This is a genomic window from Lacticaseibacillus yichunensis (genome assembly GCF_003946405.1).
In the GTDB taxonomy this organism is placed as follows: domain Bacteria; phylum Bacillota; class Bacilli; order Lactobacillales; family Lactobacillaceae; genus Lacticaseibacillus; species Lacticaseibacillus yichunensis.
Window position 1 is genome coordinate 26,999 of sequence record NZ_RHOG01000023.1, and the last position, 17,049, is coordinate 44,047.

The window sequence follows — 17,049 nt, forward strand, 5'->3', positions numbered from 1 at the left end:
TTGACGTACGTCATCGCGTGCGTTATCATAAACTGCGTACGGAACTCCGTACGGAAAGGGTGGTAAACATGGAGGTATTAACTCCGACCAAGGCTCGCAGTGGCCTATATGCTGTCATCACTAACGTTAACCGCGACAGCGCCCCCGCATTGATTGCTGGTGCCGATGATGATAAGAGTGCCTACATCGTTGGTAAGCGCGACTACGAGGCGATGCTCGAAACGCTGGCGCTATTGACTAACGGTCAGTTGCAGGACGCCCTGGCCCGTGAGAACGAGCCGGACGAGCCGGGAACTATTGATGATCTGATTGCCGAGATAGATAACGAGGATTGAGCGTGGAAGACTGGATTATCAAATATAAGACGGCTTCCAAAAACGACATCCGTAAGGTACTCAAAAGCCCTTATCGTGCCAGCTTTCTGAGCATCCTCGAAGTCCTGAAAAAGGATCCGTACGCCCCGACACAATCGTTTGAGAAGTTGGCTTCCCCTGGGGCGGGTAAATATTCCCGGCGCATCAATGGCCAGCACCGTGTCGTTTACACGATCGACAAAAGCAATCACGTCGTTCGCATCTTGTCGGCTTGGTCACATTACGAGTCAATGTAGCCCGCAACGCGGGCTATTTGTTTGCATAAAAATGGCACTGCGTCCGAGGACCAGTGCCGTGTATATGCTGGGACGATGACCGTTCTCCGCCGGCTCGTCGCTAGAATAAAACTCTCGTGCCGAGGCACTATGACCGCCAGCAACCTCGGCTCACGGAACAAGGCAGTCCACAACTGGCTTAAACGTCTGATAGAGGACATTGCCCAGGGGATTAATCAGCGCCTCTTCATTGCAAAGATCATCACGACCAGCCTCATGCACGGCAATGTGCGTCAGTTCGTGCATGAGGGTCTGTCGCTGCTTCTGCTTAGACATGTTCTTCTTTATAACAATCCTAGTATGTTCGTAATCGGAGAAGCCCCAGACAGATTCGCCGCGATCATTTGGATTTTTCCGGTACACAATTTCATAATTGATACCGGAGACTGTAATATGCTTTGTCATAAATTTCATCTCCAGAAAGGAAGCAACTAGGATGAGCAAGCCGGAACATCGTCATTTCCCGCAGCATCCGCACAAGCCCGGTCCAAAAACTGTTCCAGTGAGTCCTTCACGTGGGCCAAAGGTGCAGCCGGGTTACAAGCGGTCGACACCACGTCATAAGTAGTTTGGGAGGGGAGCCCATCACTCCCCTTTTTGATTGCAAACTAAAAGCGCCCATAAGGACGCTCTGTGCAGCTATATGACCGCCAGCAGTTATCCACCGACTGACGGTTGAAACAGAATCTTCTACTTGGAGGAGTAGAAGTTGAAAGAAAGTTGGCCCCTTGGGGGGGTGGGCCATGTAGTCGGCGGGTCTTGAACCAGCCTCCTTCCAGTGCATTTTGCACTGGTGCTCTTCCTGATGAGCTACGGCTACAAATTGTGGTATTGGGTGGTCAACCACATTGCGTCCCGGGCACGCTCTACCTGCTACTTGATTAATACCAGTATAGCACCTGTTTCTTAACTAAGCGCTGAATTTTTTCGGACAAAAAGCGGACTAAAAACGGAATTTTAAGCACTGCCCATGTTTGAATGCTTCTGCGAACCACATCAGCGCTTGACGCTTTACATAGTCCACTGCATCTTTATTTGCTAGGCCCACTCGAGCAGCTATCTCTTCAGCCGTCATCGGGGCGGGGGTGCAAAATGAGTAATAGAGCACCCAGTAAAATTGAAATGGCATACTGGCCAATGCGTTACGCATTGCTGCATACTCTAGATCGGCGTTAAAACGATCAGTGAGCTTGGCCTCAACGGAGTTCTCGAAGCTTTGTGTTCGTGGCATACCATCAATTGAAGGCGACTTGATGTCAACAAGTGGCTCCCCCACCATGCGTGCGTATCGTCTGTATTCTTTGAGCACTTTCCGCGCGTTGTCTCGACTTGCTTGCTCATCCACATCTGGAACTAATGCCATCACCTGCGTCACCCCTATGCTAGAATAGATTTGTCTGAAATATTCGGAGCGTGCCAGTGATGGTGCGCTTTTTTCTTGCCTAAATTCAGAACGGCAGGTCGTCGTCGGAGATGTCGATCAGTCCGCCGCTGTCCGGGAGCTGATTTGCGGGCGTCGTATTTGCCCCGATATTGGCCGTATTCGACGTGTTAGCCGATGTAGGCGTAATTGAGCCGGAACCTGTGTTCGACGTCGAATAGGCACCACCATTTGCCGCAGGGCTATCCTTCTTCGTGTCCAAGAACGTCACGTTGTCGACATTGACCTCGGTCACGTATACTCGCTTACCGTCCTTGTCGTCATATGTTCGTGTCTGCACGCTACCGTTCACGCCGACTAGGCTACCCTTGTTGATATAGTTCGCCAGGTTCTCGGCGGCCTTTTTCCAAATGACGCAGTTGATAAAGTCAGTCTCTCGTTTGCCTTGCACGTTGAGATAGTTTCGATCGACCGCCAACGTGAACGTTGCGACGGCGGCTCCAGATTGTGTGTACTTGAGTTCCGGGTTACGTGTGAGGCGCCCCGTTAGTGCCACGACATTTGTCATGTTTTATCCTCCTTGATTGCTTCGACGACTACCTCGACGCGCGGGGTGTCGCTGTAGAATTTTTCGATCCGGGCCTCGACAATCTGGTTGTCATCCAGCCACACGATGCCCTTCATCGCGTCCGTGACGGCCTTAAAAACGTTGTCGACGTCTGGCTTCACCACCGGTCGAACGAAGCCTTGCGCTTTCTGGACGTGTAGCGCCGTACTGCCGGCTTTTTGGATTGACCGGAACATCTTTACCTCGCAGCGGACAGGACCCGATATGGGCGGTTCTGTGACCGCCTGCGTGGTAAACTGTCGCACCAGGGCTTTATAGTTGCGAGATTTGGTAGGATCGTATGCACGCCCCGTCCGCGTGAAGCAAGGTCTCCCCTGCGCTACCGGTTCCCCCGGGATCACGATCATCACCATTTATGTTTCCTCTGGTCGAGGATCGCCTCAACCCCCACAGCGATGAACGCGATCAGGATGAACCCGATAATGATTACCGCAGACGCCACGATCGGCATAAACGCCCACATCCACGAGTACGTGGCAAACCCGAAGGCCTTAGCCGCTACCAGAATGAGTGTCAACAAACTAACTAACTCCAGGCCTTTCTGTGATGTGCTCTTTTCATCGTCGTCCATGTTTTCCCCCTAATACGACTGTTCCCACGGTCCACAGCGCGAGCCCGAGCAAGCCGCCCGACACCGCGCCCAACATCGTGCGAACGATGATCCCAACTGCATGTATCATCACCGATCACCCCCGAGATGGATGCTGCTGTCGATCAGCTCATCGAGTGTCATCTTCCCGCCATAATGCTTGCGTTCGGATGTCAGCTTGATAGCAGCCTCGTTGTCCTCGCGCGCCTGCATCATGCGGCGGTGCTTCTTCTTGATCGCGGACTTCTTACGATGCTTCATATGTCATCCCTCCACCACATAAATGACAACGGTTATCAGGCAAATAAGTAGGACCACCACGCAATGGCTATGATCCACAGCCCCGTCATGATACTTAATACTGCAATGGCCGCGGTGATAATAATCGCGAGTGCGGTGGTCAACCAGAATAAAATGGGAAGCAGCTTCATTCTCGCTCCTCCACATCTTCAAAATGAACCTGATCAAGATAAGCTTTATGCAGTTGGCCGTTGTATTCGACCACTGCAACAGGCTCCATGACTTGACCAGCAGAATGACCACCGATTAATGGACTTTCGCCCACAACCTTTGCGACCTGAAACACGCCATAAAACTTGGCGGGGGTTTCCTTGTCTTCGCTGACTACATAGCACTTTCGAGTCATGTTCATTTCGCTTCCCCCTTATTTGAGCTCGTCGACAACAACGGTTGTCATGTCGCCGAGGTAGATGTTGTGCTTCCGGTTTTTCTGGTCGATATACTGCAAATCCCGATCCTTGTAGCTGATGTCGAATTTGCCCTTCTCGTGAAAGATAACCTTACCCTCCGCGTTGTACACCTTGATTTCACGCGGCAGGCCGTTGTTGACGTCGCTGCTGACATTCTTAGTAAAACGATTCCAAGATGCACAGCCACCCAGTGTCATCAGCATGGCCAAGCCCAAAAACATACCTGCTAGTTTTTTCTTCATTTCGATTCCTCCAGTAGCTCCGGATTCTCAAATATATTCCCGATGACCTCGTAATTTGCGCCTTCATCAGTCGCCCAGTCGCTCTGCCTGCAACGACGCTTGCCGAACCGAATTGAGTATCCATACTGAGCTGTGTATTCAACCCAACCAATCGTATCGTCCGGTGATAAAACCACTTGGTGCAGCTTCACGATATCGCCTTCGTAGATTTCCCGCCCGTTCTCATCGTGCAGGCCGGTGTACTGCATGAATTTGATAACAGCTTCCGGATAGGTGCCATTGTCGGCGAAGTAGTCAATCTGATGTGCGAAAGCACTATTGATGTTGAATATACCGTTTCCATCCTCTGCGAATAGCTGTGGATAATATTCCATTCGCATGTCGTTCGGGTCTTCGTTATACGGCATCCACGCTCGAAACTTAATCTCTCTCATCTCGCGCCTCCCAGTGCCCTGACGTGATATACCCTGGACCATTTTGAATATCAGTGATTGCACCGTCTTCAAACGTGACCGAACTCACGGAACCAACGGTTTCCATGTCGCTAATGCTTCGTTCCTCAATCTTGACGACCTTTCCGTGGTCTACATATGCATAGGCGGAATTCTGAATGTTAAATATTGGCTCCCTGCCTACAAAGTACCCCCGGTACCGATATGGGTTCTCAACTTCAACAGAATCTTGTACCCAATATTTACTCATTTTTCCGCCTCCGAGTGTCGCGATTTAATCAGTCTAACGTCAGCCTTTCTTACTGTATCAACCTCGGTTTCATCAATGCCACAGCAGATAACGTTCAGAACGTCTACAACGTGTGGGTGCCATTTCTTGTCGCGATCTACGCCGTCCATTGGCACATCACGATAGGCGTTTGATTGATAGGAACCGACAACCTTAAACTGAAACATTTCATTTGGAACTCCATATCGTTTTTGCTCAATTAGGACATAATCTCCAAAGTCAATGTCATCTTTCGGGATATTTATTCCACCAGTAAATTCTGTCATTTCTCCGCCTCCAATTTCACGATTTCGCCTGTTTCTTCCACGCGCCACACGCCGTCCAGCCATGCACGGGCGAAAGCATCAATGTTGGCAGGTGTGTCATGAAGCCAATCTTCACTAGGGTCATCTGCAAATTCCATAGCATCGATGAGGCTGTAGACGCCACCCTCACCTTTGCAGTACTTGATGTACTTTCCTACTGCTTCCGGAATCAACGCGATCTCATCTGGCAAGGCATCGGCGTAACGGTCGTCGTAATCCAATAGTTCCTGTGTCGGATGCAAGTTACCATCGGAAGATTTTGCGTCGTCATAAGCGTCCAGCAGTTCCTCGAACACGTCCTGCTTCGTTTCTTTAGTCATACGATCATCTCCTCAAATATTGATTCAAATATTGGCACCGGAATGCTGTTCCCGGCCTGTTTGTATAGTGCCGTCTTCCCATTCACGCTGGCCGCGGCATCGAAGTCAGCATCGGAGTACCCCTGCAGTCTCCAGCACTCGCGTGGAGTCAGCAGACGGAACCGGCCGTCTCCGAGCGGCACCACACCGCTGTTAGGATTACGGTTCTGCTTGGTCGTTATCGTCCAGCTCCACCGGTCGATTGGCATCAGTCGCCCAGCGAACGCACCACCAGAGGCGCCAGGCAAGCGACTTAGCATCGAAGGACTGTCGATGATGTAGTCATCCTCCACGCAGCTCTCCAGCAACTCGCTGATTGGCCGCATAGCTGACTGTCTCAGCCGCCAAAAGTCGAATGGCTGTCCGCCGAGCACTGACACCGTGAACACCCGCTCGCGATATTGTGGCAGGCCGAACTGTCTAGCATCCAGCACGGCGTTTGTGGTGGTGTAACCGAGGCCATCCAGCACGTCGCAATATTTGGCGTAGTTAGCCGCCATGCGTTTCTGAAGCACGCCTTTGACGTTCTCCCAGATGATAATGCGTGGACGCCACACGCCCATTTGCTCAACGATCTTTAGCGTCTGCCACATGAGACTCGACCTCGTGCCACTGCCTCCATCTACCCCCAGCCTCCGTCCGGCAATTGAGATGTCCTGGCATGGTGATCCGTGGATGAGAATGTCCGGCTTCAAATCATATCCAATGACGTTCTGCGGATCATACTTCTGGCCATCAAACATCGCGTTGTATGACCGCACGGCTGCTGCATCTATCTCAACATAATCGATCGATTTCACCGGAACGCCAAGATTGCGGAGGGCAATGCGAGGTGATCCGATGCCACCGAATAGCTCTAAAATTTTTAGAATAGGCTCATCTCCTGACTCATCCAAACGTCCGCATACGGCACAAGGGCTTCATGGCTTGGCCAGTCTGGCAACTGCACGACCACACCGTCTAATACAGCCATACTCACTGGATACTCGCCATGTGGGTACCGGGTGCCATGGTAGTATGCTTTCACACTTGCTTCCTCCCGATCGCCCATGCTCCAACGCCGATTTTCGACACTATAACGGGCTCGCTCAGTGTGATGTGCACTCGCTGGCGATCACTCGGTGCCGCTCCATGCTTTGTTTGCCGATTGATCCACTGAAAGCAAAGTTCCTTGTATTTGGCCGTGAAGTAAGATTTGCCGCTCTCGAAGCCAATAACTTGATAACTCATAGTTCCTCTACCTCGATTTCCACTCGCGGCGTGTCGCTGTACCACTTGTTTCCTCCTCCGGTTCCACCGTGGACTACCGTCCCTTCCACGATCATGCATCACCTTTCAATTTTGCTAACCGCGCCGCCAGCTCAGCCTCATCAGCCGGGGTCAGTTCATCGCCAGTTGCTGGCTGATCAGCATTCAACCATCCTGGCGTTGCCTCCTGCCGGCCGCTCGGTTCCTGCAGCTTAGCGGGCTTGCTGGTATCGTACTCGCTCATCCAGCCGTGCCCCTCAAACCAGTTACCCGCCGTCTTGATAAATCCCGTCTGCACGTGGTTCAGCGCAATATAGGCCTTATATTCGGCAATCTTAGCCAGGACGGCAGCCTTCGTAGTTTCCCCGCTAGTCACCGCCTGCACATACGTTTGTTGTGCCTGGGCAAAGTTTCCACCCTTGCGTGGGTATGCGGGCCATAGCTCACTAACAAACTCCTCGGCCGGGCCGATCACACGCTCATTTCCCCCGTGGGGGGTAAGAGGGGTGTTCTTAATAGTCAAGTCATAGTCAAGTACTGGTAAGTACTCATGCGGGGTAGTCTGGGGTACTGGTATGGGGGTAGCCTGGGGTACTGTTAGGGTTTTGTCTGGGGTACTACTAGCAAGTTGCTTGGGGTGCTCGCCGTATAGCTGAACCAGTTTGTAACCCGGGCTTTTCTTGGACTTACTTCCGGGGGTGTACTCAATCAAGTGTTCTTGTACCAGCCTATTCCGTGCGGCTTTAACGCCTTCTTCGGTTAGGCCGGTGCGACTGGCTATGATCGAATTGCGCAACCTGAATTGATGCTCCATTTTGCCCTCGTCGTTCGCGTAGTCTAATAACTCGCGATACAGGCATACCTGGCCCAATGAGAGCTCCAATTCTTCTGTGAGCAATTTACGAAAAGCCCGACGCTGCTTGAAATAATCCATCTTGGTGTCACCCCCTAAAACGGAAGCGGCGGTACTTCACCATCATCACCCGCCCCGGCCGTTTCTGGATCCGGCGCGGTCGTTACCATGTCCTGGAACGCCGCTGACAACGCAACGAAATTCTCAAGGGTCAGTGACCCAAGTTTCACGGTCCCGACGTTCGCACGTTGGACAACCGCCGTATATACCTCGTTGGCATCACGATGTTGTTCCTTGGAGAACGCCTTGATCCGGTCCAGCAACTTCTGCTTGTCGTCATTGCCCGCCATACGTTCCGCAGGCGCGGCTTGTTGCGGGGGCCGATGTTCTTCCCGGCGTGGCGTTGAACGTGGCTGTGTGGTACGTGTGGGGCGCTGTTGGGTCTCCTGCGTGCGATTGGAGGCCGCGTTCCCGTCGTCGTCCGCGTCTCCAACCAGTCCGAACGCTGTCTGCAGCGTGTAGCGGCGCGCGTACGTTTCGGCGGATCCTAACTCCTGCGCCGTGCCCTTACCGGCCGGCATCGTCAGCGGTGAAAACTCGATGTACTCGCCTGAGTCGTGGAAGATGATCGTTTGGACCGTCACGCCTTGCTCGCTGTTGCATACGTCCTGGGTCCATGACAGCCCCGTGCCTTTTGTCCCGGCGTCGACCGACTTGATGACCGCCGACAGGTCCGAGTACTTTGACTTGGTGAACGGGTTCGTCGCGTTTTTGTCTGGTTGCTTCACCTGCTCGCGGAATTTGCGCATATCCTTGATCAATTCGATTGTGCTTTCTGACCGTTTCATGGGCGGGCCTCCTTGATCGGCTCGTAGTCGATCCCGTTTGCCTTCATCCAATCCGCCAGCGCCCACATCTGATCAGCGGTCGCGGTGATCCGGAACGCGCGGACAAATTTTCGTTCATCCTGCTTTGGCTCCGGCTCAAGTTCCATCTGTTCAACCGCCACGACTTCACCAGTCTCCGTATCGACCGTTTTTTCGCCGATCTGTTCCTGGTTCAATGCTGCGACCGCTGCGGCGGCCTCTGCGCGTTTCTGCGCTGCCTCCGCCTCTTGCTTCCGCTGCATCATCGCGGTGTCCATACGTGGGCGAATATCGACGAAGGACGTGTGATCGTCAAGCTGGGCAAGCCAGCCGCTCGGGTCCATGTCGTTTGCCGCGGCATATGCCTTGACCGCTTCCCGATCCGCGACAACCTTCTTGGCGTGATCCTGAATGCCCAGCAGATCCTGACCCAATTCGCGGATAAATGTTGATTGTGACGTTGAGGCGTTCAGCCAGGTCGGCCGCACCGGAACGTCTGCCGGGTCAATACCGTATTCCGGCGCCACTTCATTGATTGTTTTCTGCACCATTTGCTGCTTACGTTGCCTGTCTTGTTCAGCAAGTGCTCCTGCGGCCGTGTCGATCGGTTTAACGGCCTTATCGATGATGCCGATTAATTCATCGACCTTTTGCTTAAACGCATCATACGGTTGTTCATACGTTTTATGGATCGAAATACGTCGATCGTTGACCTGTTTCTTGAGTCCGTTCAGCTTCGACTTAACCTTCTTGGCTTCCTTGACGGTCGCCTCGTTGACCTCCATCGACTCGAACTGTTGCGTATATTGCAATAGTTGCGCCTTGAGTTCGTCGAAGTGATCGAATTCAATTGTCGCCGGCGTATAGTCGACGGTGTACTTGATCTCGTCAACGGCCACCATAGCCGTTGCGCTTTCCTTAGTTGTCATGTGGCATTGCCCCCAATCTTTGTTCTGCGTATTCTTGCAAGTCATAATCCGCCACGATGTCGCCGTATGCTGCGATAATCATGTACTCGGCTCCAGGGTCCTCCGCTGCGCCGCGCCAGTCCTTTTCGCCATCTCGCATCGTGTACCCGTCCATGCCGAACCATTTCTCGAGGTAGGCTGGAAGATCCTCAACAGACACCGTGTCGTCGAAGATGTCGAGGTATGGTTCCTTCCAGCGAAGCAAGTCATGGTTCTGCCAGTCCTTTTCAATTCCATACATTGATGTGCTCATCACTTCGCCGCCTTTCGCTCAAGGCCGCTACGTGCTACACTGAATGGGTAAATATTATTGTTAAAGTTCTTAGCTCCGGCGGTTGCCTCCGCTGGGGCTTTTTTTGCGTTCAGCTCGGCAATGTCTTGCTCCGTGTAGCCGAGTAGCTTCGCAGTGTGCTTGTTGTTTACGAGTTTCTTGTCTACCCAGTCCATCAGCGGGCTTTCTGTCAGTGCCCACAGGCTCAAGATGATTGCAATCATCCAGATAAAAATGCTCAGCATTTCTGATTACCTCCAATTGTGCGTTGTCATGTACTCATCAACCGCGCGCGGCCAATACCGGCGCTGGGTTCCGTTCGGGTAGCTGGGAAAGCTCGGGTCATCCAGAATGGCGCTCAGGTTGTCACCCTCGGAGATGCGGAGCATCTTTGAAGCCTCAGCACGCGTCATGCCTTTCTGCGGCACCAGCTCCCGAACCGCCTCTTTGACTAGCTTCGGCAGCTCAGGGCGCAACTGCTCGGCGACCAGCTTCGCCAGCTCTTTGGTGAACTCATAGTTCGCCGTTGTCACGATGTCCATGTTCAAGCCCCCTCAAGATCCCAATCTTCCAAGATAGCTGCCAGATACGATTGCTCGGATCCAATCTGTTCGGTCAGCTCCTTGGCATAACGCTCGACCGCCTCGCGGTCATCCATTGTGCGTGCGCCCGGTTTCTTGCTCAGAACCAGCAGGATCTGATTGTCGAGACGTTTCCGGTCGTCCGCTTCTTTCTCAGTGGAGAAATAGCGTGCTTGCGGCGTGTCATCAATGCTCTTGTCTTCCACGATTTTCAACCCGACCAGCGCCAGACCGGCTTCCAGCTTGAAACGATAATCGCCAATCACCTTCGCCGCACGGATCAGCATTAATTCCGGGATAGACCCCCGGGCACTCCAGTTGCTCATTGCCGACTGACTGATGTGGATCTCCTGCGCCAGCGTCACCTTACTTATACCGGTGCGATCTAAGGCATTTTCAAATTGCTTGATAATGTTTGAAGTCAAAATTCCATCCCTCCTTTGGGTATTCCGTACCGCCAAATTCACGCTTGTTTGCGTGACAATGATTAGAGAGCAAGCCCCGCATCCGCAAAGGCTTCGCTGACCATTTGATCCAGTTCGTTCTTGGTCAGCAGGTAGAACTTCTGCAACCCCTCATCGCTCAGCATCTCAAGCTGCGTGCGAGTAACATCCGGCTTCAATTTGGTGATTGCTTCGTAATACCGTTCGCGGTTCATAAACTCACCCCCTTCAGCAACTGCTTGTATTGCGCAATCAACGTCCGTGAACTTGATAGTTAGGTTTTGCTGTCTTGTAAAGCGCAATAGCAACGGCCGCCGCTATAATTCGTGCTGTCATTCTCGGCTTTAGCTTCGAGTGTTCGTGCCCCAGTTCAATCTCTAGCAAGTCATCTAGCATCGAAACATCTGAACGGTAGGATGACGGGGCGTTTGTCTCAATATGCTCGCATTCTCCCCCAGCCGTTCGATCTTGCTCACGTTCATGACTCATAAAGTCACCCCCTCGCCATCACCCAGTAGCAGATTAAATGCGCTGCATCCCTGCGGAGTGATCAGGGTCTGCGGGTAGCCCATCTTGTTGTCCTTGATGGTGAAGTACGTGTTGGCATATGCCGCCCGAGGCTTGATGTACTTGTGCGCGTCGCGGTAGATGAAGCCCTGGTCAATTAGCCAGTTGATAAATTCGTTCTGGCGATGGCCAAGCATCTTCGCGGTGTCACGGAAGTTGGTCAGCGTATTGCGCTCGACCAGGTCATCGAAGTAGGCGGCCTTTGGTGTCATGAGAGCGACGTTCGCATTCAGCGATCGGTTCTCTACTTTGAGTTGCGCGTTCTCATCCTTGAGGTACTCATAGCCGCGCTTGATAACTTCCTTGGGGTCATTCCACTTGCGCTCTACCTCGATGAAGTAAGCACGGAACGCTGCGCCCTGTTGCGTCTTGCTCATGAGTGCTAGGTTCTTGGCCATGTCTACCGTGATGGCGTAGTCCTGAACCTCCTGCTGCTTCCCATCAGGATAGTTGGGATTGAAGGGCGTACCTACAAGTACACCCTCAAAATCAATGTGTTCGACGAAGCCAGTGAAGTTCTGTTCGACCCACTGACTGAACCGTTTCTTCAATTTCAGCCCCTTGTAAAGCTCTCGTGCTGATACAACTTGCTCGTGCCGTGCATTGACGACTACTTTTATCAGTTCGTTCATGATCAGGCCTCCTTACGTTTCGATTTTCGCGATTGTCGTAAAATGACTATTTTGTGATTTTCTCAACGTTTCCCGTAAAAAAAGTTTCAATCGGCACATCTAACGTTTGAGCGAGTGCTGGCAACTCAACAGCCTTAAACTTATATTCACCGTTTTCACGGCGATAATACTGGTCGACGCTGCTTAAACCAAGAGCTTTTGTCATATCCGTCAAGGAGAGATGGAGCCCGTTCCGGCGGGTCCGAATGACGCTGAGATCAACTCGATAGCTCATTGTGTTACCTCCTTTGTGATTTTCTCAAATAACAAGTTAATCATAGTTTGAGGTAATCTCAAAGTCAACAAGTTTTTTGCTAATTTGACAAATACTCTATGTGCAAATCCCAAAGATGGTATTCTCGATTTGTTCAAATCACAAAAGGAGGACCAGACATGTTAGACTTTCTTCCAAAGAGATTGATAGATTTGCGCGAAGAAAGACAGCTCTCTCAATCTGAAGTAGCGCGCCGGGTCGGAATGGACAACAGCAGCCTAAGCAGAATTGAGTCGGGTTCTCGTAAAGTGTCCGCCGAGGAACTTGGAAAATTTGCCGCCTTGTACGGTGTCACCACGGACTACCTGCTGGGCGTCAACAATACTCCTGAATGGGCAACCGAACAGGATACCATCGACCTGAAGAAAGTTCTCAGTGGCCAGGGCGGCCCAACCTTCAACTTCGGCGGCGACAAACTGACAGAGGACCAGAACGCCAAGCTAAATCTCGCCCTCACTCAGATTTTCTGGGAAGAGATCCAGCACGACCGAAAGCGGGGCGGCTCTGACGGACAATAAACTCGTTCCTTCTTATATGCGATACCGCTATGGCACCGCTGACCCCTTCGCCCTCGCTGACATTCTAGATGTCACCGTCAAGTGGTCTGACCTCGGAGATGAACTCCTGGGCAAGACCCAATACATACTCAGCCGACCATTCGTTCTGCTCAACAACTGCCTCCGCGACAGCGAACAGAAATACTTCATCATGGCGCACGAACTAGGCCACGTCGTCCTTCACGCCGACGTCGCCGAATACTACAAGATTGCTCGCAATGGTGACAACAAGGCCGAATACGAGGCTGACCGCTTCGCCATTCACCTACTGACACTGCTCTACGTCGAAGAGAACCACGATCTGCCAGACACGGTATACGAGCTCGCCCACTCATATGGGGTGCCGGTGCTGGATTAGATAGCTAGACGTCGAGGCCCGTCAGGCAAACGTCCAGCGATTATTCGATGACCTACATATTCCATCAAGCATGAGAGACTGGCCGGAAAGCAGCATTCGTGACTTCTACTGGCGACACTGGTACCGTGAGAAACGTCCAAACGTGATCGACGTTAAAAGCTGCGTAGTTGGAGGAATGTATTTATGGCAACAAAAATCAAGGGTGCTGATGGGAAAACCTACGAAAGGGTTGCACCTTCGAGCCCCAAACGCAAACGCACGGTTGAGATTATACTGGGTGCGATTAGTCTAATTGTGTCACTAGTTTCGTTAGCATCAGCCATGGGCTTAGCTGCTGTGGGCGATGCGTTTGGCGGCGGTGGTTCATATACCGCCACGTTGATGATTGGGATGTTACTTTCAATTGCGGCATTTGTACTAATATTTTTTATAAATAAGAAACATGCTATTATCAGCACATTAATTCTTATTCTTGGTGTTGTACTACTGTTTTCATCAGGGAATTTCGGCATACCTGGCGGAATAGCGTTCATGATTACTGGCATAGTTGCCATAATCAGAAAGTAGGAATGATAAAATGGCAAAGAAAAAGACTATCACCGACGCTGATGGAAACATGTATGTGGAAGTATCACCGTTCTACAAAAAGGCTTGGTTTTGGATTGTTGTTGCGGTAGTTGTAGTTATCGGTTTCTTCATCGCTATCGGCAGCAACGGTAGCGACACTGACAGTAAACCCGCAACATCTTCTAAATCTGCAAAGGTAAGCAACACAAAACAGGAAAAAGATGCTGACGACACCGAGAAAACAAAGACCAAAGCGGCCACAATTTATATTGACAATGAGAAAGCTTCTGTACTCAAGACATTGGATTTTAAACCTAACTACATCAACAAGGATTGGACACCAGCTGTTGTGTCAATTGATGAAGTAAAAGTTAACAAGATTAAACCGTTTACTGATAAAGAAGAACACAGCTCTACCTACAACGGAATTATTCTGGTTCACTTCAAAATTCAAGCCAATCAGGACTTGAATATGTATCCAAATCAGGCTACGTTAGTCACCTCTGACGGTCAGCAAGTGGAAGCTAACATGTACTCCAGTGATGACTATGATGGTGAAATAAACAAAGGTGTCACCAAATCGGGGACAACACTTTTTGCACTAACCACCATGAACAACGCAACCGATCTCAAGACACTCCGTCTGAAGTGGTCGGGTGACTATGACACCGATAACTATGACGACAATAATTCCAGCCATGACTACGACATCACCATCAATCTTCAGTAGTCACTAACCCACCAAGCAGCAGGCCCGTGCAACTCGGGCCGCGGGCGTTAATCTGGAAGGAGAATCAGCATGAAGATCAAGAACTTATATATGTATGCAGCATGTTTGGTTTGTCTCGTAGTCGCTTTGATTTCGCTATACAGCGTTGTTTCTGGAATATCCGAATTTATCTGGTTTGACAAGTCCGCGCAGCCCGGGATCTACCTCTATCAGCAACTATTCAACGGAGCCATCATGCTAGTGGTGTCCTCGTTGCTTTTTGTATTCCACTGGCGCCACGCAGACAAATAACACATAGCTTCGAGCAAGGCGAAGAGTTATCCACAGGATGTGAACGATCATATTCTAAACCCGTCGAAATCGACAGGTCTAAGCCCAAGGAGAATCATAATAACAAACAAAATTCGGACGCTCTCAACAGACGGAACTTTATTCGGCGGAGATAAGACAGTCGCCGCTGGGTATACGTCTCGGGTAAAGGCAGTATTGGGTCCAACTTCAACGTGACGCTCGCAATGACGCGTTGAGTGGAAAAAATCAATCTGATATGAAATAAAATGGCACTCAGGGAACCAAACAGCCCTTATGAATGATGCGTTTGACGATTTTCGGAATGAGAGTGGTCCTAAGCGGGTGCAGTTCAGCGGTAGAACGACAGCCTTCCAAGCCTAAGTAGCGGGTTCGACTCCCGTCATCCGCTTTGTCGATTGTGTATCGGCAATAATTTAACATTGGAGGTCATCAGTATGGCAGATCGAACATTCACTAAGGAAGAATTGGCAAAGTATAATGGCAAAGACGATCCCCACAAATATGTGGCAGTCGATGGTGTCGTATACGATCTAACGTCTGTTAAAGCCTGGGCCGGAGAAAATCATCACGGTAATGTTGCTGGTCAAGATCTCACTGACATCATCACTAACGTCTCTCCCCACGGTAAAAAGGTTCTCAGCAAGGTGCCGATTGTTGGTAAGTATATTGGGTAGCCGTTCTGTTTCCCCCTTCGGTCGTAGGTTTAATTCCTACATGTCCATGCCCCATTCTGGGGCTTTTATTTCACAGCCAGAAAGAACATACGTTCGAGTAAAAGTGAAGTAACCTCCAAAAACGTCACAAAAGAAAGGACACGATAGCAATGCGCAAATGGACACCACTGCCCCGCCACCTGCATCTTTACAGCTATGAGACACACGGCGGCACCCGTTACGCCATCCGGAGAGGATGCAAGGATAGTGAAGGAAACAGGGTCGAATTCACGCGCTCAGGCTTCCGGTCTTGGCGCGATGCAGATAAGGCGCTCAAAGAATTTGAAGCCCGCCTTGTATCTGGGCATATTGACCCATTCGCTCAGCGCAATATCACCGTTGGCCAATACTTCGACTTGATGCTCGCCCGAAACGAGCGGCTCGGCAACTGGCGGATCAGCACGATAAAATCTAAGCAAAGCTATTTTGACAAGCATTTCAAAGACCGCTTTGGATCCGTGCCACTCGGTTCAATCACCCGCACCGAATATCAGACGTTTATCGATGACAAGGTGGTCGCAGGCTATCGAGAAAACACCATTAACGCCATCAACGCACTAATGCAGCTCATCATGAATGACGCAGAGAAAAACGATGTCATCGACAAGAACCGCTTGCGTGGCGTCCAGATTGTCGGCGCAAAGCAGGCCCGCCCCGTGGATCTTACGCGCGAACAATACAAGACGTTCATGACGGCCGCAGCGCAACTGCTCGACCGCTATCACCTCACCATGCTTTATCTGTTGTCGCTGGGAGAACGACGGGAAGAATTGGCCGGGCTTCAATTTTCGTCGTTTGAGAAAGCCGATCACGATGGCCAGCCATATTACAAGATCACCTATAAAGTATCACGCACCACATACGAGCCTCAGGGCGGCAAGCTCAAGACCCCGAGCAGCTACCGGTCAAACTACGTCACTGGCGAAATTGTGGACATGATAGACTATGCGCTTCAATACGCAAAGAACGTCATCCTCCAGCATCATCGCGAGGTGACCCCCGACACGTTTGTCTATGTCAACGTCCAAACTGGGATGCCGGTATACCCGAGTAACGTCAACCGCGACCTGTTCGCGCCGGTGGCAAAAGAAACCGGCATCCGACTTCGCCCTCATATGCTTCGCCACTATTTCGCCACGCAGGCGCTGGAAGATGGCCTTCCAGACATGAGCGTCATGCACTGGCTCGGCCATAAATCAATGGACATGACGAACGCCTATACCCGCCCCACCGAAGAAGGCGCACTGCACGTGATCAACAGCATGAACTCCAAACTGTTCGGTGGGAGTATGGATTGAGCAGATTCGGCGGTACATTTCGGGATGTACCGCCGATGTACCGCCAAACGGTCGAAAATAGTCGAGCACAACCGGAGAAAAAACAAAAAAACGCGCCCGACACCGCCGCCATTACTGGCTTTAGCATCGAGCGTGTTCGATTGAATTTCTAACTTGTTACTTGAGGGT

At 51.2% G+C, this 17,049-nt stretch carries 35 protein-coding genes; 9 read left to right on the forward strand and 26 right to left on the reverse strand.

Translation table 11 applies throughout. The features are described from left to right. Nucleotides 1-68 precede the first annotated feature (68 nt). Together EKM95_RS07900 and EKM95_RS07905 are read left to right on the forward strand one after the other, a co-directional pair. On the forward strand, nucleotides 69-335 hold the full coding sequence (locus EKM95_RS07900; protein WP_125697305.1) for a type II toxin-antitoxin system Phd/YefM family antitoxin: 267 nt from the start codon (nucleotides 69-71) through the stop codon (nucleotides 333-335). A 2-nt stretch (nucleotides 336-337) separates the two neighbouring features. Next, nucleotides 338-610, forward strand: a complete 273-nt coding sequence (locus EKM95_RS07905; RefSeq protein ID WP_125697306.1) for a Txe/YoeB family addiction module toxin — start codon at nucleotides 338-340, stop codon at nucleotides 608-610. Nucleotides 611-760: 150 nt separating this feature from the next. On the opposite strand, the gene EKM95_RS07910 is transcribed toward EKM95_RS07905, so the two are convergent. From EKM95_RS07910 to EKM95_RS08015, 26 genes are all read right to left on the reverse strand, one after another. Then, on the reverse strand, nucleotides 761-1,054 hold the full coding sequence (locus EKM95_RS07910) for an ImmA/IrrE family metallo-endopeptidase (RefSeq protein WP_164510132.1): 294 nt from the start codon (nucleotides 1,052-1,054) through the stop codon (nucleotides 761-763). Nucleotides 1,055-1,592: 538 nt separating this feature from the next. Continuing rightward, complete coding sequence (locus tag EKM95_RS07915) at nucleotides 1,593-2,012, reverse strand: ArpU family phage packaging/lysis transcriptional regulator (RefSeq protein WP_164510133.1); 420 nt, start codon at nucleotides 2,010-2,012, stop codon at nucleotides 1,593-1,595. An 85-nt stretch (nucleotides 2,013-2,097) separates the two neighbouring features. Next, nucleotides 2,098-2,598 (reverse strand): single-stranded DNA-binding protein, encoded by a 501-nt coding sequence (gene ssb / locus EKM95_RS07920; RefSeq protein WP_125697309.1) that lies wholly within the window; start codon nucleotides 2,596-2,598, stop codon nucleotides 2,098-2,100. Then, the gene (locus tag EKM95_RS07925) at nucleotides 2,595-3,011 is read right to left on the reverse strand and encodes a RusA family crossover junction endodeoxyribonuclease (RefSeq protein WP_125697310.1); all 417 of its coding nucleotides are present in this window, start codon (nucleotides 3,009-3,011) and stop codon (nucleotides 2,595-2,597) included. Before EKM95_RS07925 ends, ssb begins: the two co-directional genes overlap by 4 nt. Next, nucleotides 3,005-3,229: a hypothetical protein gene (locus EKM95_RS07930; RefSeq protein ID WP_125697311.1), complete on the reverse strand. Its 225-nt coding sequence runs from the start codon at nucleotides 3,227-3,229 to the stop codon at nucleotides 3,005-3,007. The genes EKM95_RS07925 and EKM95_RS07930 overlap by 7 nt, the downstream gene beginning before the upstream one ends. A gap of 108 nt (nucleotides 3,230-3,337) precedes the next feature. Next, a complete protein-coding gene (locus EKM95_RS11670) occupies nucleotides 3,338-3,508 on the reverse strand; it encodes a hypothetical protein (RefSeq protein WP_164510134.1) in 171 nt (56 codons plus the stop codon). 35 nt (nucleotides 3,509-3,543) lie between these two features. Further along, entirely contained in the window at nucleotides 3,544-3,678 is a 135-nt protein-coding gene (locus tag EKM95_RS11930; RefSeq protein ID WP_263852820.1) for a hypothetical protein, read from the reverse strand. Then, nucleotides 3,675-3,899, reverse strand: a complete 225-nt coding sequence (locus tag EKM95_RS07935) for a hypothetical protein (RefSeq protein WP_125697312.1) — start codon at nucleotides 3,897-3,899, stop codon at nucleotides 3,675-3,677. The genes EKM95_RS11930 and EKM95_RS07935 overlap by 4 nt, the downstream gene beginning before the upstream one ends. 12 nt (nucleotides 3,900-3,911) lie before the next feature. Next, nucleotides 3,912-4,199, reverse strand: a complete 288-nt coding sequence (locus tag EKM95_RS07940; RefSeq protein ID WP_125697313.1) for a beta-sandwich lipoprotein — start codon at nucleotides 4,197-4,199, stop codon at nucleotides 3,912-3,914. Further along, nucleotides 4,196-4,633: a YopX family protein gene (locus EKM95_RS07945; protein ID WP_125697314.1), complete on the reverse strand. Its 438-nt coding sequence runs from the start codon at nucleotides 4,631-4,633 to the stop codon at nucleotides 4,196-4,198. The genes EKM95_RS07940 and EKM95_RS07945 overlap by 4 nt, the downstream gene beginning before the upstream one ends. Then, a complete protein-coding gene (locus EKM95_RS07950; RefSeq protein WP_125697315.1) occupies nucleotides 4,620-4,901 on the reverse strand; it encodes a hypothetical protein in 282 nt (93 codons plus the stop codon). The genes EKM95_RS07945 and EKM95_RS07950 overlap by 14 nt, the downstream gene beginning before the upstream one ends. Beyond that, nucleotides 4,898-5,206, reverse strand: a complete 309-nt coding sequence (locus EKM95_RS07955) for a hypothetical protein (protein WP_125697316.1) — start codon at nucleotides 5,204-5,206, stop codon at nucleotides 4,898-4,900. The genes EKM95_RS07950 and EKM95_RS07955 overlap by 4 nt, the downstream gene beginning before the upstream one ends. Beyond that, nucleotides 5,203-5,565, reverse strand: coding sequence for a DUF1642 domain-containing protein (locus EKM95_RS07960; RefSeq protein ID WP_125697317.1), 363 nt, complete (start codon nucleotides 5,563-5,565; stop codon nucleotides 5,203-5,205). Before EKM95_RS07960 ends, EKM95_RS07955 begins: the two co-directional genes overlap by 4 nt. Further along, a complete protein-coding gene (locus EKM95_RS07965; RefSeq protein WP_225423242.1) occupies nucleotides 5,562-6,500 on the reverse strand; it encodes a DNA cytosine methyltransferase in 939 nt (312 codons plus the stop codon). Before EKM95_RS07965 ends, EKM95_RS07960 begins: the two co-directional genes overlap by 4 nt. Next, a complete protein-coding gene (locus EKM95_RS11675) occupies nucleotides 6,470-6,631 on the reverse strand; it encodes a hypothetical protein (protein ID WP_164510135.1) in 162 nt (53 codons plus the stop codon). The genes EKM95_RS07965 and EKM95_RS11675 overlap by 31 nt, the downstream gene beginning before the upstream one ends. 294 nt (nucleotides 6,632-6,925) lie before the next feature. After that, complete coding sequence (locus EKM95_RS11820) at nucleotides 6,926-7,786, reverse strand: hypothetical protein (RefSeq protein WP_225423244.1); 861 nt, start codon at nucleotides 7,784-7,786, stop codon at nucleotides 6,926-6,928. 14 nt (nucleotides 7,787-7,800) lie between these two features. Beyond that, nucleotides 7,801-8,553, reverse strand: a complete 753-nt coding sequence (locus tag EKM95_RS07975) for an ERF family protein (protein WP_125697318.1) — start codon at nucleotides 8,551-8,553, stop codon at nucleotides 7,801-7,803. Continuing rightward, a complete protein-coding gene (locus tag EKM95_RS07980) occupies nucleotides 8,550-9,500 on the reverse strand; it encodes a DUF1351 domain-containing protein (protein WP_164510136.1) in 951 nt (316 codons plus the stop codon). Before EKM95_RS07980 ends, EKM95_RS07975 begins: the two co-directional genes overlap by 4 nt. After that, nucleotides 9,490-9,780: a hypothetical protein gene (locus EKM95_RS07985; protein WP_164510137.1), complete on the reverse strand. Its 291-nt coding sequence runs from the start codon at nucleotides 9,778-9,780 to the stop codon at nucleotides 9,490-9,492. Before EKM95_RS07985 ends, EKM95_RS07980 begins: the two co-directional genes overlap by 11 nt. Before the next feature lie 11 nt (nucleotides 9,781-9,791). Further along, entirely contained in the window at nucleotides 9,792-10,055 is a 264-nt protein-coding gene (locus EKM95_RS07990) for a hypothetical protein (protein WP_125697321.1), read from the reverse strand. Between the two features lie 6 nt (nucleotides 10,056-10,061). Continuing rightward, the gene (locus EKM95_RS07995) at nucleotides 10,062-10,352 is read right to left on the reverse strand and encodes a hypothetical protein (protein ID WP_125697322.1); all 291 of its coding nucleotides are present in this window, start codon (nucleotides 10,350-10,352) and stop codon (nucleotides 10,062-10,064) included. A gap of 2 nt (nucleotides 10,353-10,354) precedes the next feature. Beyond that, entirely contained in the window at nucleotides 10,355-10,816 is a 462-nt protein-coding gene (locus EKM95_RS08000; RefSeq protein WP_125697323.1) for a helix-turn-helix domain-containing protein, read from the reverse strand. 62 nt (nucleotides 10,817-10,878) lie between these two features. Continuing rightward, nucleotides 10,879-11,049, reverse strand: a complete 171-nt coding sequence (locus EKM95_RS11680; RefSeq protein WP_164510138.1) for a hypothetical protein — start codon at nucleotides 11,047-11,049, stop codon at nucleotides 10,879-10,881. A 37-nt stretch (nucleotides 11,050-11,086) separates the two neighbouring features. After that, nucleotides 11,087-11,323, reverse strand: a complete 237-nt coding sequence (locus EKM95_RS08005) for a hypothetical protein (RefSeq protein ID WP_125697324.1) — start codon at nucleotides 11,321-11,323, stop codon at nucleotides 11,087-11,089. Then, complete coding sequence (locus EKM95_RS08010) at nucleotides 11,320-12,033, reverse strand: antA/AntB antirepressor family protein (protein ID WP_125697325.1); 714 nt, start codon at nucleotides 12,031-12,033, stop codon at nucleotides 11,320-11,322. The genes EKM95_RS08005 and EKM95_RS08010 overlap by 4 nt, the downstream gene beginning before the upstream one ends. Nucleotides 12,034-12,079: 46 nt before the next feature. Beyond that, nucleotides 12,080-12,307 (reverse strand): helix-turn-helix domain-containing protein, encoded by a 228-nt coding sequence (locus EKM95_RS08015; protein ID WP_125697326.1) that lies wholly within the window; start codon nucleotides 12,305-12,307, stop codon nucleotides 12,080-12,082. A gap of 158 nt (nucleotides 12,308-12,465) precedes the next feature. Here EKM95_RS08015 and EKM95_RS08020 point away from each other — a divergent pair, with 158 nt between their 5' ends. From EKM95_RS08020 to EKM95_RS08050, 7 genes are all read left to right on the forward strand, one after another. Next, nucleotides 12,466-12,864, forward strand: a complete 399-nt coding sequence (locus EKM95_RS08020; protein ID WP_125697327.1) for a helix-turn-helix domain-containing protein — start codon at nucleotides 12,466-12,468, stop codon at nucleotides 12,862-12,864. A 16-nt stretch (nucleotides 12,865-12,880) separates the two neighbouring features. After that, nucleotides 12,881-13,261 carry an ImmA/IrrE family metallo-endopeptidase gene (locus tag EKM95_RS08025; RefSeq protein WP_125697328.1) on the forward strand — a complete coding sequence of 127 codons (381 nt, stop codon included), beginning with the start codon at nucleotides 12,881-12,883 and terminating at the stop codon, nucleotides 13,259-13,261. A gap of 183 nt (nucleotides 13,262-13,444) precedes the next feature. Further along, entirely contained in the window at nucleotides 13,445-13,828 is a 384-nt protein-coding gene (locus EKM95_RS08030; RefSeq protein WP_125697329.1) for a hypothetical protein, read from the forward strand. 10 nt (nucleotides 13,829-13,838) lie between these two features. Beyond that, the gene (locus tag EKM95_RS08035) at nucleotides 13,839-14,558 is read left to right on the forward strand and encodes a hypothetical protein (RefSeq protein ID WP_125697330.1); all 720 of its coding nucleotides are present in this window, start codon (nucleotides 13,839-13,841) and stop codon (nucleotides 14,556-14,558) included. A gap of 69 nt (nucleotides 14,559-14,627) precedes the next feature. Beyond that, nucleotides 14,628-14,849, forward strand: coding sequence for a DUF5671 domain-containing protein (locus EKM95_RS08040; RefSeq protein WP_125697331.1), 222 nt, complete (start codon nucleotides 14,628-14,630; stop codon nucleotides 14,847-14,849). A 455-nt stretch (nucleotides 14,850-15,304) separates the two neighbouring features. Beyond that, nucleotides 15,305-15,544, forward strand: a complete 240-nt coding sequence (locus EKM95_RS08045) for a cytochrome b5 domain-containing protein (protein ID WP_125697332.1) — start codon at nucleotides 15,305-15,307, stop codon at nucleotides 15,542-15,544. Between the two features lie 149 nt (nucleotides 15,545-15,693). Beyond that, on the forward strand, nucleotides 15,694-16,881 hold the full coding sequence (locus EKM95_RS08050; RefSeq protein WP_125697333.1) for a tyrosine-type recombinase/integrase: 1,188 nt from the start codon (nucleotides 15,694-15,696) through the stop codon (nucleotides 16,879-16,881). Nucleotides 16,882-17,049: the final 168 nt, after the last annotated feature.

What these genes read in the sequence shown, in the direction of transcription:
- EKM95_RS07975 (WP_125697318.1), bottom strand. Translation starts at nt 8,553, where the DNA reads ATGAAACGGTCAGAAAGCACAATCGAATTGATCAAGGATATGCGCAAA.
- EKM95_RS07950 (WP_125697315.1), bottom strand. Translation starts at nt 4,901, where the DNA reads ATGAGTAAATATTGGGTACAAGATTCTGTTGAAGTTGAGAACCCATAT.
- EKM95_RS07910 (WP_164510132.1), bottom strand. Translation starts at nt 1,054, where the DNA reads ATGACAAAGCATATTACAGTCTCCGGTATCAATTATGAAATTGTGTAC.
- EKM95_RS11680 (WP_164510138.1), bottom strand. Translation starts at nt 11,049, where the DNA reads ATGAACCGCGAACGGTATTACGAAGCAATCACCAAATTGAAGCCGGAT.
- EKM95_RS07990 (WP_125697321.1), bottom strand. Translation starts at nt 10,055, where the DNA reads ATGCTGAGCATTTTTATCTGGATGATTGCAATCATCTTGAGCCTGTGG.
- EKM95_RS07945 (WP_125697314.1), bottom strand. Translation starts at nt 4,633, where the DNA reads ATGAGAGAGATTAAGTTTCGAGCGTGGATGCCGTATAACGAAGACCCG.
- EKM95_RS08015 (WP_125697326.1), bottom strand. Translation starts at nt 12,307, where the DNA reads ATGAGCTATCGAGTTGATCTCAGCGTCATTCGGACCCGCCGGAACGGG.
- EKM95_RS08005 (WP_125697324.1), bottom strand. Translation starts at nt 11,323, where the DNA reads ATGAGTCATGAACGTGAGCAAGATCGAACGGCTGGGGGAGAATGCGAG.
- EKM95_RS07940 (WP_125697313.1), bottom strand. Translation starts at nt 4,199, where the DNA reads ATGAAGAAAAAACTAGCAGGTATGTTTTTGGGCTTGGCCATGCTGATG.
- EKM95_RS08050 (WP_125697333.1), top strand. Translation starts at nt 15,694, where the DNA reads ATGCGCAAATGGACACCACTGCCCCGCCACCTGCATCTTTACAGCTAT.
- EKM95_RS08030 (WP_125697329.1), top strand. Translation starts at nt 13,445, where the DNA reads ATGGCAACAAAAATCAAGGGTGCTGATGGGAAAACCTACGAAAGGGTT.
- EKM95_RS07935 (WP_125697312.1), bottom strand. Translation starts at nt 3,899, where the DNA reads ATGAACATGACTCGAAAGTGCTATGTAGTCAGCGAAGACAAGGAAACC.
- EKM95_RS07915 (WP_164510133.1), bottom strand. Translation starts at nt 2,012, where the DNA reads ATGGCATTAGTTCCAGATGTGGATGAGCAAGCAAGTCGAGACAACGCG.
- EKM95_RS11670 (WP_164510134.1), bottom strand. Translation starts at nt 3,508, where the DNA reads ATGAAGCATCGTAAGAAGTCCGCGATCAAGAAGAAGCACCGCCGCATG.
- EKM95_RS08025 (WP_125697328.1), top strand. Translation starts at nt 12,881, where the DNA reads ATGCGATACCGCTATGGCACCGCTGACCCCTTCGCCCTCGCTGACATT.
- EKM95_RS07985 (WP_164510137.1), bottom strand. Translation starts at nt 9,780, where the DNA reads ATGTATGGAATTGAAAAGGACTGGCAGAACCATGACTTGCTTCGCTGG.
- EKM95_RS11820 (WP_225423244.1), bottom strand. Translation starts at nt 7,786, where the DNA reads ATGGATTATTTCAAGCAGCGTCGGGCTTTTCGTAAATTGCTCACAGAA.
- ssb (WP_125697309.1), bottom strand. Translation starts at nt 2,598, where the DNA reads ATGACAAATGTCGTGGCACTAACGGGGCGCCTCACACGTAACCCGGAA.
- EKM95_RS07995 (WP_125697322.1), bottom strand. Translation starts at nt 10,352, where the DNA reads ATGGACATCGTGACAACGGCGAACTATGAGTTCACCAAAGAGCTGGCG.
- EKM95_RS08040 (WP_125697331.1), top strand. Translation starts at nt 14,628, where the DNA reads ATGAAGATCAAGAACTTATATATGTATGCAGCATGTTTGGTTTGTCTC.
- EKM95_RS08010 (WP_125697325.1), bottom strand. Translation starts at nt 12,033, where the DNA reads ATGAACGAACTGATAAAAGTAGTCGTCAATGCACGGCACGAGCAAGTT.
- EKM95_RS07980 (WP_164510136.1), bottom strand. Translation starts at nt 9,500, where the DNA reads ATGACAACTAAGGAAAGCGCAACGGCTATGGTGGCCGTTGACGAGATC.
- EKM95_RS11930 (WP_263852820.1), bottom strand. Translation starts at nt 3,678, where the DNA reads ATGAAGCTGCTTCCCATTTTATTCTGGTTGACCACCGCACTCGCGATT.
- EKM95_RS07960 (WP_125697317.1), bottom strand. Translation starts at nt 5,565, where the DNA reads ATGACTAAAGAAACGAAGCAGGACGTGTTCGAGGAACTGCTGGACGCT.
- EKM95_RS08045 (WP_125697332.1), top strand. Translation starts at nt 15,305, where the DNA reads ATGGCAGATCGAACATTCACTAAGGAAGAATTGGCAAAGTATAATGGC.
- EKM95_RS08020 (WP_125697327.1), top strand. Translation starts at nt 12,466, where the DNA reads ATGTTAGACTTTCTTCCAAAGAGATTGATAGATTTGCGCGAAGAAAGA.
- EKM95_RS08035 (WP_125697330.1), top strand. Translation starts at nt 13,839, where the DNA reads ATGGCAAAGAAAAAGACTATCACCGACGCTGATGGAAACATGTATGTG.
- EKM95_RS07930 (WP_125697311.1), bottom strand. Translation starts at nt 3,229, where the DNA reads ATGGACGACGATGAAAAGAGCACATCACAGAAAGGCCTGGAGTTAGTT.
- EKM95_RS07900 (WP_125697305.1), top strand. Translation starts at nt 69, where the DNA reads ATGGAGGTATTAACTCCGACCAAGGCTCGCAGTGGCCTATATGCTGTC.
- EKM95_RS07925 (WP_125697310.1), bottom strand. Translation starts at nt 3,011, where the DNA reads ATGGTGATGATCGTGATCCCGGGGGAACCGGTAGCGCAGGGGAGACCT.
- EKM95_RS07955 (WP_125697316.1), bottom strand. Translation starts at nt 5,206, where the DNA reads ATGACAGAATTTACTGGTGGAATAAATATCCCGAAAGATGACATTGAC.